The organism is Enterococcus sp. 2201sp1_2201st1_C11_2201SCRN_220225 (assembly GCF_040925905.1).
Taxonomy (GTDB): domain Bacteria; phylum Bacillota; class Bacilli; order Lactobacillales; family Enterococcaceae; genus Enterococcus_C; species Enterococcus_C asini_A.
Genome location: NZ_JBCOJC010000063.1, coordinates 1 through 8944, shown reverse-complemented (window position 1 = coordinate 8944; position 8944 = coordinate 1). Strand labels below are relative to the sequence as shown.

The following is an 8944-nucleotide window of genomic DNA, read 5'->3' as shown; positions in this document are numbered from 1 at the left end:
GAGTAGCGAAGAGGCTAAACGCGACGGACTGTAAATCCGTTCCTTCGGGTTCAGTGGTTCGAATCCACTCTCCTCCATTTTAGGGGTATAGTTTAAAGGTAGAACAGCGGTCTCCAAAACCGTTAGTGTGGGTTCAATTCCTGCTACCCCTGCCATTTTTATTATGGCGATCGTGGCGAAGTGGTTAACGCACCGGATTGTGGCTCCGGCACTCGTGGGTTCGATTCCCATCGATCGCCCTTTACTTTTTGGGGTATAGCCAAGCGGTAAGGCAAGGGACTTTGACTCCCTCATGCGTTGGTTCGAATCCAGCTACCCCAGTTGGTTTCATTTGAAATCATATAATAGTATAATGGCGCTATAGCCAAGTGGTAAGGCAGAGGTCTGCAAAACCTTCATCACCGGTTCAAATCCGGTTAGCGCCTTAGTACTACTATTATTTAAATGCCGGCGTGGCGGAATTGGCAGACGCGCTGGACTCAAAATCCAGTGCCCGTTGAGGGCGTGCCGGTTCGACCCCGGCCGCCGGTATAATGTGTAGTATCCGAGACATGTCTCTTGGATACTTTTTATTTTGCATAAATCGGGCTCTTTGTGACTATTTATCAAAAGGAGAGCGCAGTCTGTTTCTTTTTTCTACTATATTAGTTTTAGAAAATAACTAAAAAACTTTCGAAAAAAAGTTGAACTTTAGTGTAAAGAATTGTATACTAACATATGTTAAATGACATGCCGGCGTGGCGGAATTGGCAGACGCGCTGGACTCAAAATCCAGTGTCCGTTGAGGACGTGCCGGTTCGACCCCGGCCGCCGGTATCAGCATCCTACTAATAGTGGGATGCTTTTTTTATGAAAAAGGGTCGGAAAGGCTATGCGACGACTAAAATTTCGGCTCTTTTCACACTTTAGGGAATGTTTCGGCATTTCCTTTTTTGCGTTATTAAATGATTTTACAGATGTTTTGTTGGATTTGGACTCGCAGTCTCAGGTGACGGAAAGTCCGAAATCCAAATGATATCCTTTTAGAATAAAATACAAAATCTCCCCCTATCTAGGGACTTTTGTATTTCAGTGTCCTAGATAGGGGGAGATAGCAATGTTTTATTTTAAATATTGGGCTGTCAGTACTTTTAGCAGTTTCGTGGTAGAGTAGTTGTTTCTAAACATTTTTTATTTATACAGGAGTTTAACTGAAAAAGTAAGTTTCGCCTACCATTTGTTTTACATCAGCATAGTTTGCGGTGACTTCGCGATTATGAGCGTTTGCAGTTTCTTGGTCACATAACTCACAATGCTCAATATGGAAAATAATTCCTCCATTTGTAATTGCTTGAGCAGTTCCTACCATATTACGGTGAAAACGAGCAGGTTTCACCTCATATTTTTTGCCTAAAATAATTTCTTTTTCCATGGTTATTAAACCTCACTTTCTCACATAGTACTTATATAATACCATACCAATTTATAAAATATATCGATAAATACTGAAAAAATGCCGTTTTTTAGTTGTATATACAAACATACCTATTTTGTGAAATACTAAAAATAAAGAGAGAGTGCGCTTACAATGAAAACGAAAAAAATTTAGAGGTATATACAAGATGTCTGTTTTTTCATAATAAGTTAATCAGGACTTTGGCTAGTAAAGAGAGTAATTCTATTAATCATATAAAATGATGATTTACACCTCTTGCAAAAATTTGTTTAGTCTTGATTTTTAACTAGATAAAGGGAAGAAAAAGTTTTTAGAGGGTTTTAAAGTGAGTAAGGTCTATAAAATCTCCTTCATATAGTGACAGAAATAATCTCAGTTGGATTTAAGGCTAGGCTTCATTTTTTTTGACCGACAGAATTGGTCAGCTATTAGCTTGCCAAATTATCAATTTAGCAATTGGCTACGTTTAATTAGCCGGAAGATTGTTGTTTGAAGGTGGAAAATTTTACTTAGCTGGCGTCTATCACAAAGCTTGTCTGGCTTTCTTTAGCAATGTTTTCGAAAGAGGTTTCTCTGTTGCTTTTTTCAAGTATAATAAAAGAAATTGGAAAAATTTCCTATAATGTGAAGGAGTGAATAAAATGAATGTTTTTACCCATGAGATTACTGCACACAATGGTGAGAGCGGTCTAATCACTGCTTATTTACCTGAATATTTTGCAGAATTTGGCAAGCAAGACTTGCGTAAAGCAGTGGTGATTTGTCCCGGGGGCGGTTATGTTAATGTATCTGCTAGAGAAGGTGAACCCGTAGCTTTGCAATTAGTGGCAGCAGGTATTCCGACTTTTGTTTTAACCTATAGTGTGGCGCCGGCTAAATTCCCCACCGCCTTAACTCAGTTAGCAGAAACGATGCTTTATGTGCGGGAAAATGCAACCAGTTGGCACATTGATCCTGAAAAAATCTTAGTTGCTGGTTTTTCTGCTGGTGGCCATTTGGCAGCGTCTTTAGGCACCATGTGGCAATCTCGCTTAGTTGAATTGGGCTATGATTCTGATACAATTCAACCTAATGGCTTGATTTTAGGATATCCAGTTATTTCCAGCGGTGAGTTTGCCCACAAAGGATCCTTTGAAAATCTTTTAGGTAAAACGTCAGCTGAATGGGCAACCCACAGCTTAGAAACGCTGGTGACAAATCAAGTGCCACCGGTTTTTATTTGGCATACAGTGACAGATGCTGCCGTGCCAGTGGAAAATACGCTAGCTTTTGTGCAAGCCTTACAACAGAAGCATGTGTCCTATGAATGTCATCTCTATCCTAATGGTCCCCATGGCTTGAGTCTGGCCAATGAAACCACTGCTACTGAAAACAATCCATCCGTACCCAATGTTCAAAGCTGGCTTTCTTTATTGCTGACTTGGCTGGAAACTTTTTTCTAAAAGAATCGTGACATGAAAAACGACCCTCGCTGCAAATATGAGGGTCGTTTTTTTATTTTTATTGGAAGAAAGCTTATGATTGCATAAAGTTCGCTTATCCTAACGGCAGTTTTACCCAAAAGGTAGTTCCCTTATCAAGAGTGCTAGTAACAGAAACAGTCCCCTTATGGGCAGCGACAATTTCTCGAACTAAGGAGAGGCCTAACCCGTTGCCGGCAGACTTGCGACTGGTATCACCTTGGTAAAATTTGTCGAAAACTCGTTTTTGATCTTTTGTTGCAATGCCCACTCCTTCATCATGAAAAGCGATGGTCAGGTCTTGCGTACCTTGGATAGCAATTGTAATAGCAGCATTCTTTTGACTGTATTTAATGGCATTCTCAATCAGATTTAGCCAAACTTGATACAACAATTCTTCATTACCAAAAAACTGGGTATGGGGTAAATCTAATTTCCAGTCAATGGCCTTAGACTCCCAATGTGGGCGCAAAAATAAGATTACTTCTCTAATTTGTTCGTCTAGTCGGAATTGGTTTTTAACCAAAGGAGTAGTGGTGGTTTCTAATTTGGTCAAGCGTAAAATATTATTGGTCAAAGTCGCTAGTTGCTTGGTTCCTTCTAAAATTCGCTCATAATAATCCGCTTGTTCCACTGAAGACAATTGCTTATTTTGTAAAAGTTGGACGTAGCCTTGAATCGTCGCTAACGGTGTTTTGAATTCGTGGGAGACATTGGCAACAAAATCATTGCGTAACGTCTCCATGCTGTTCAGCTCGGTCACCATGGTATTAAAATTACTAAACAGCTCTTGGACTTCTGTGATTCGCTGTTGTTCTGGAACGTGTAAAGAAAAATCTCCTTTGGCTACTTGAGTCATATTTTCGCTTAGTTGGCGGATTGGAGCGAGGATGCGGCGACCGACTAAAGCGGCTACCCCAGTTCCGGTGATGATGCTGAAAAGAGTATAGATTACAATCACGATAAAATGATTATTAGGCCCGGGCTGGATGATTTTTTCGTGGAGTAAAAAAAGCAGTAAAGCACCAAATAAAAAAGTCAATACGACCATGCTAGCAAAAATCAATGCCACAAAATAAACCCATAACTGGGAGTAAAGTTTAGTCTTCATGGGTTAGCACCGCCTTATAGCCTAGTCCTCGAATGGTTACAATCTGAAAGTCAGGATTAGTAGAAAACTGTTGGCGTAACCGGCGAATGTGGACGTCAATGGTTCGTTCCTCTGTTTCAGAATCCGGCCCCCAAAGTTCTTCCATTAATTGCTGGCGGGTAAAAATTTTATTGGGGTAAGACAATAACTTGTAGAGAATTTCAAATTCCTTTGGGCGTAGTTCGATAGTTGTCGCTCCGGTACTGACGGTCATCTGTTCTTGCTTTAAAATTGTTTGACCGCAAGTCAGTTCTGCTTCATGATTGATTTTAGCTCGCCGTAACAGCGCTTCAACCCGTAAAAGCATCTCTTCTACATTAATCGGTTTGACCATGTAATCGTCCACGCCTAAATGAAAACTGCGCTTTTTATCGGCAAATGTGTCTTTGGCGGTAATCACTAAGATAGGCAGGTCATAGCCGTAGTTTCGTAAGGTTTCTGTAAAGTGAAAGCCATCCATTTCCGGCATCATCAAGTCGGTGATAATTAAATCGACATGGATTTTTGCCAATTGAATCAAGGCTTGCTCACCGTTTTCAGCTAATGTGATTTGAAAATTGGCTTTTTGTAAAACTTGGCGATAAAGTTCTGCCAAGTTTGGCTCGTCTTCTACAATTAGAATTTGGTTCATTTCAGACCTCCATTGTACGTTTCTAACACAGGGACAACTTGAGAAAATTGTAGCATTTTTTTGTGAAAGTTCCATGAATTGTTGAAAAATACCAGTCATTTCATTTTGAGTTCATAGAAGGATGCTATATTCTTAATGTGTCCGCAACAAGGTAAAAAAACAGGAGGTTCTTATGTTAGAGCTAAAAGAGATTAAAAAATACTATACTGTAGGCGAAACCACCACCAAAGCCTTAGATGGTGTTTCCGTGGCTTTTCGAAAACAGGAATTTGTAGCCATTTTAGGTCCTAGTGGTTCTGGGAAGACCACGATGTTAAACGTCATCGGTGGTTTGGATAATTATGATTCTGGGGACATGGTGATTAACGGCAAGTCCACTAAGACCTTTAAAGACGGGGATTGGGATGCCTATCGGAACAATTCTATCGGCTTTATCTTCCAAAGCTATAACTTAATCAGTCACTTAGGCATTATCGACAATGTGGAGTTGGGGATGACTTTAAGTGGTGTCAGCCGGGAAGAGAAAAAACGCCGTGCCGAAGAGGCCTTAACTCGGGTGGGGCTAAAAGATCATATGCACAAAAAGCCCAATCAACTTTCCGGCGGGCAAATGCAACGGGTGGCCATTGCCCGAGCATTAGCGAATGATCCCGAGATTTTACTTTGTGATGAACCAACCGGCGCTTTGGATTCAGAAAACAGTGTGCAAATTATGGAACTGATTCAAGAACTGTCCAAAGAAAAATTGGTCATTATGGTTACCCATAATCCAGAGCTGGCCAATCAATACGCCGATCGGATTATTGAGTTTTCCGATGGTAAGATTGTGAATGACTCCCATCCCCATAAGGAACGACCAAAGCCGGATCAATTTAACTTAAAGCGCACTAAGATGAAATTTACGACGGCGTTAAATCTTTCTTTCAATAATATTCGCACCAAAAAAGGGCGGACTTTTTTAACCGCCTTTGCTTCTAGTATTGGGATTATTAGCATTGCGGTAGTTTTATCCTTGTCAAATGGTTTTCAAAAACAAATTGATGCGACTCAGACCGAAACGTTAGCCAAGTTCCCGATTACGATTTCAAAAATCACCACCACCGATGATGCTACCGCCCTTCAAACGAATCAAAAAGAAGATGAGAAATATCCTAATAAAAAAGTGGTAATCGCGGAAACTAGTGCTGCCGATCAGGCCCAACACACCAATCAATTGGATCAAGAATATGTGGACTATATCAATGAGATTGATCCCGAATTAGCCAATAACATCGGCTATACTCGTTTGGCAAATTTAAACTTAATGCGGGAAATCGACGGCAAAGTGAAACAAGTTTCATTATCGAATAATGCTGCGGACAGTTCTGAATCTGGTTCCATGATGAGCATGATGTCTTCCATGACGGGAGTGGGGGTTTCATCATTTCCCAAACAACTAGAAGCTGACGGCACTAACTTTTTAAAGGATAACTACACGTTACTAGCAGGAAGTTATCCTAAAGCGGATACGGATTTGGTATTAGTAGTGGATGAGAACAACAAGACCAATATTAATGCTTTGAAAAATCTAGGCTATGATGTGAAAAATGAGGAAGAACTTTCCTTTGATCAGATTTTAGGTACTACTATGAAGCTAGTAAACAACGATGCTTATTACACGAAGCTACCTACAGGAAATTTCATTCCTAATCAAGACTTACAAACAGTTTATGACAACACGTCTAACCAAGAGCTAAAAATTTCTGGGATTATTCGGGCGAAGTCCTCGGCTTCCATGGCGCTACTAGCTCCCGGGATTGCCTATAGCGACAGCTTGGCCCAAGAAGTGATTAAAGAAAACCAAACTTCTGCCATTGTCAAAGCGCAAGAAGCTAGTGATACAAATGTCATGACCAATGAACAAATGGATGAAGCTACTAAAGAAAACTTTATGGATTATTTAGGTGCCAGTGCCATACCTTATTCGATGATGATTTATCCTAATAACTTTAAAGATAAAGATGAAGTCTTGGATTATTTGGACGACTGGAATAAAGGCAAATCCCAAGAAGACAAGATTATCTATTCCGATTTAGCTGGGACCATGACCGAATTAACCGGGGGCTTAATGGATGCAGTGACCTATGTCTTAATCGCGTTTGCGGCAATTTCTTTAGTGACGAGTATGATTATGATCGCGATCATCACGTATACTTCGGTAATCGAGCGGACGAAAGAAATCGGTGTTTTAAAAGCATTGGGTGCTAGAAAGAAAGATATCACCCGGGTTTTTGATGCGGAAACTGCCATTTTAGGCGTCTTTTCCGGCACATTAGGGGTAGTCATTGCCTACTTAGCAACATTCCCAATTAACTCAGTTATTTACAAATTGACGGATTTAAAAAATGTTGCTCAATTGGAATTGCAACATGCGGTGATTTTAGTCATTGTCTCCACGATTTTAACCATGTTAGGTGGCCATATCCCAGCCCGCATGGCAGCCAAAAAAGATGCAGCAATCGCATTACGGGCGGATTAATTGAAACAAAATTCCTGCCATACTTTTCATAAAAAGCATGATATAATTGCTTCAGGACATAAAAGCCTCTGCCTTTTGGTAGTAGGCTTTTATGCGTTAATGGAGAAGTGAGGGGAATCTATGGATACCACAGAAATCAAAGCCCGGATGAACTCCGGTGAAATTTATTACGAAAATGCCGAAATTTCCGCTGAACAAGCTCATTATCGGGATTTACTGTTTCAATTCAATCATACCTTGCCTAGTAAAACTGTCGAAAAGCAAGAAATTTTGAAAGCGTTACTAGGATCTTTTGGGGAGGGTTCTTATATTGAAGGACCGTTTTCGGCAAACTGGGGGAAAAATACCTACTTTGGGAAAAAGGTCTATGCCAATTCCCATTTAACCTTAGTGGATGATACGAAAATAACCATTGGGGATTTCGTTATGATGGGACCAAATGTTACGTTGTGTACAGGCACCCATCCATTACCAGCGACATTACGAAAAAAAGCCGCTCAGTATAATTTGCCGGTGGTAATCGAAGAAAATGTTTGGTTGGGCGCAGGCGTTACGGTATTGCCTGGAGTGACCATTGGGAAAAACTCCGTGATTGGAGCTCATAGCTTGGTCACGAAAGATATTCCGGCAAATGTGATTGCCTATGGAAGTCCTTGTCAAGTCATTCGACCGTTGCCAAAAGAGGAGTAAAAGAAATCAAAAGCATGACACTCGTTTCGTCGTAACAAGGAACGCTTTGAATTTTCCTATGTGAAAACAGGTTCTGCTTTTAAGTTTTAGAACCACAGAGGCAGAAGATACTTTTAATGGTATCGTACTTATAGACTAAAAAGCCAAGAAAACCAGTTACCCGGTTTTCTTGGCTTTTTTACTCTTGGTAATACCGTACTTGATCTTTAATCGCTACCAATCGGTAAGGCGTTTGATCGCTATTTTGAGCGAGGTTTTCATTGGTTAGTTCTTTTGTAAATAATACTTCATATTCTGGAATCGTTAGTTTTTGCCGATTTTGTAACAATTCTTGATGAGCTGTTTTTTGTAAGTGCTGTTTATAGCCTGCTACTAAAGTACCCGTGAAGAACTCTGCCACCGCGCCAGAGCCGTAGCTAAACAGACCAATTTTTGAGCCAGGGACTAAGTTTTCACTATGCTCCAATAAAGAAAGCAGACCAAGATACAAAGAGCCGGTGTATAAATTGCCCACTTGTCGACTGTATGCGATGCTTTCTTCATATCGAGTTAAGAGTGTCTCGGAGATGTTGGCATCCACACCTTCTAGACCGGCTAAAAGGGCTTTTTTACCCATTTTCGTATAAGGAATATGGAAACACATAGCGTCGAAAGCTTGCCAGTCTTGTTGATAACGATTTTGGTATTCTTGCCAAACTTTAACAAAAGAGTCAATATAAGTGGCATTGGATAATGGACCATCGACTACAGGATAGGCTTCACCAGTAGGCCGCCAAAAATCATAAATATCTTGGGTTAAAGCTACCGATTCATCGGACAAAGCTAAGATACGAGGGTTTTCCGTGACTAACATAGCCACCGCACCAGCTCCTTGCGTTGGTTCGCCTCCAGAATTCAGGCCGTAGCGAGCGATGTCACAAGCAATTACCAGTGCTTTGCGCCCAGGATGACGCAAGACGTAATCTTTGGCTAATTGCAAGCCAGCAGTAGCACCATAGCAAGCTTCTTTCATTTCAATCGAACGAGCAAAAGGCTGAATACCCAACAAGCGGTGTAAAAT

General features: G+C 40.7%; 7 protein-coding genes and 7 tRNA genes. 10 read left to right on the top strand and 4 right to left on the bottom strand.

Annotation, left to right across the window (positions count from 1 at the left end; genetic code table 11):
* From AB5754_RS12325 to AB5754_RS12295, 7 genes are all read left to right on the top strand, one after another.
* Positions 1-77: transfer RNA gene (locus AB5754_RS12325), tRNA-Tyr, on the top strand.
* Positions 78-81: 4 nt separating this feature from the next.
* Positions 82-155, top strand: a tRNA-Trp gene (locus AB5754_RS12320).
* An 11-nt stretch (positions 156-166) separates the two neighbouring features.
* Positions 167-239 (top strand) — tRNA-His (locus AB5754_RS12315).
* A 10-nt stretch (positions 240-249) separates the two neighbouring features.
* Positions 250-321: transfer RNA gene (locus AB5754_RS12310), tRNA-Gln, on the top strand.
* 33 nt (positions 322-354) lie between these two features.
* Positions 355-425: transfer RNA gene (locus AB5754_RS12305), tRNA-Cys, on the top strand.
* Positions 426-446: 21 nt separating this feature from the next.
* Positions 447-531 (top strand) — tRNA-Leu (locus tag AB5754_RS12300).
* Between the two features lie 200 nt (positions 532-731).
* Positions 732-816 (top strand) — tRNA-Leu (locus AB5754_RS12295).
* A 370-nt stretch (positions 817-1186) separates the two neighbouring features.
* Here the strand turns inward: AB5754_RS12295 and AB5754_RS12290 are convergent.
* Positions 1187-1411, bottom strand: a complete 225-nt coding sequence (locus AB5754_RS12290; protein ID WP_311833400.1) for a hypothetical protein — start codon at positions 1409-1411, stop codon at positions 1187-1189.
* Between the two features lie 665 nt (positions 1412-2076).
* Between AB5754_RS12290 and AB5754_RS12285 the strand changes: the two genes are divergently transcribed.
* Complete coding sequence (locus AB5754_RS12285) at positions 2077-2877, top strand: alpha/beta hydrolase (RefSeq protein ID WP_368252334.1); 801 nt, start codon at positions 2077-2079, stop codon at positions 2875-2877.
* 94 nt (positions 2878-2971) lie between these two features.
* Here the strand turns inward: AB5754_RS12285 and AB5754_RS12280 are convergent, their stop codons facing one another.
* Both AB5754_RS12280 and AB5754_RS12275 read right to left on the bottom strand, forming a co-directional pair.
* Positions 2972-4006 (bottom strand): sensor histidine kinase, encoded by a 1035-nt coding sequence (locus AB5754_RS12280; RefSeq protein WP_368259626.1) that lies wholly within the window; start codon positions 4004-4006, stop codon positions 2972-2974.
* Positions 3996-4676 carry a response regulator transcription factor gene (locus tag AB5754_RS12275; RefSeq protein WP_368252336.1) on the bottom strand — a complete coding sequence of 227 codons (681 nt, stop codon included), beginning with the start codon at positions 4674-4676 and terminating at the stop codon, positions 3996-3998. Before AB5754_RS12275 ends, AB5754_RS12280 begins: the two co-directional genes overlap by 11 nt.
* A 172-nt stretch (positions 4677-4848) precedes the next feature.
* Here AB5754_RS12275 and AB5754_RS12270 point away from each other — a divergent pair, with 172 nt between their 5' ends.
* Together AB5754_RS12270 and AB5754_RS12265 are read left to right on the top strand one after the other, a co-directional pair.
* Complete coding sequence (locus AB5754_RS12270; protein ID WP_368252337.1) at positions 4849-7194, top strand: ATP-binding cassette domain-containing protein; 2346 nt, start codon at positions 4849-4851, stop codon at positions 7192-7194.
* A 120-nt stretch (positions 7195-7314) separates the two neighbouring features.
* On the top strand, positions 7315-7884 hold the full coding sequence (locus AB5754_RS12265; RefSeq protein ID WP_368252338.1) for a sugar O-acetyltransferase: 570 nt from the start codon (positions 7315-7317) through the stop codon (positions 7882-7884).
* A gap of 178 nt (positions 7885-8062) precedes the next feature.
* Here AB5754_RS12265 and AB5754_RS12260 read toward each other — a convergent pair.
* Positions 8063-8944 (bottom strand): hydroxymethylglutaryl-CoA synthase (locus AB5754_RS12260; protein WP_368259625.1); only part of this gene is annotated, 882 nt, incomplete at its 5' end.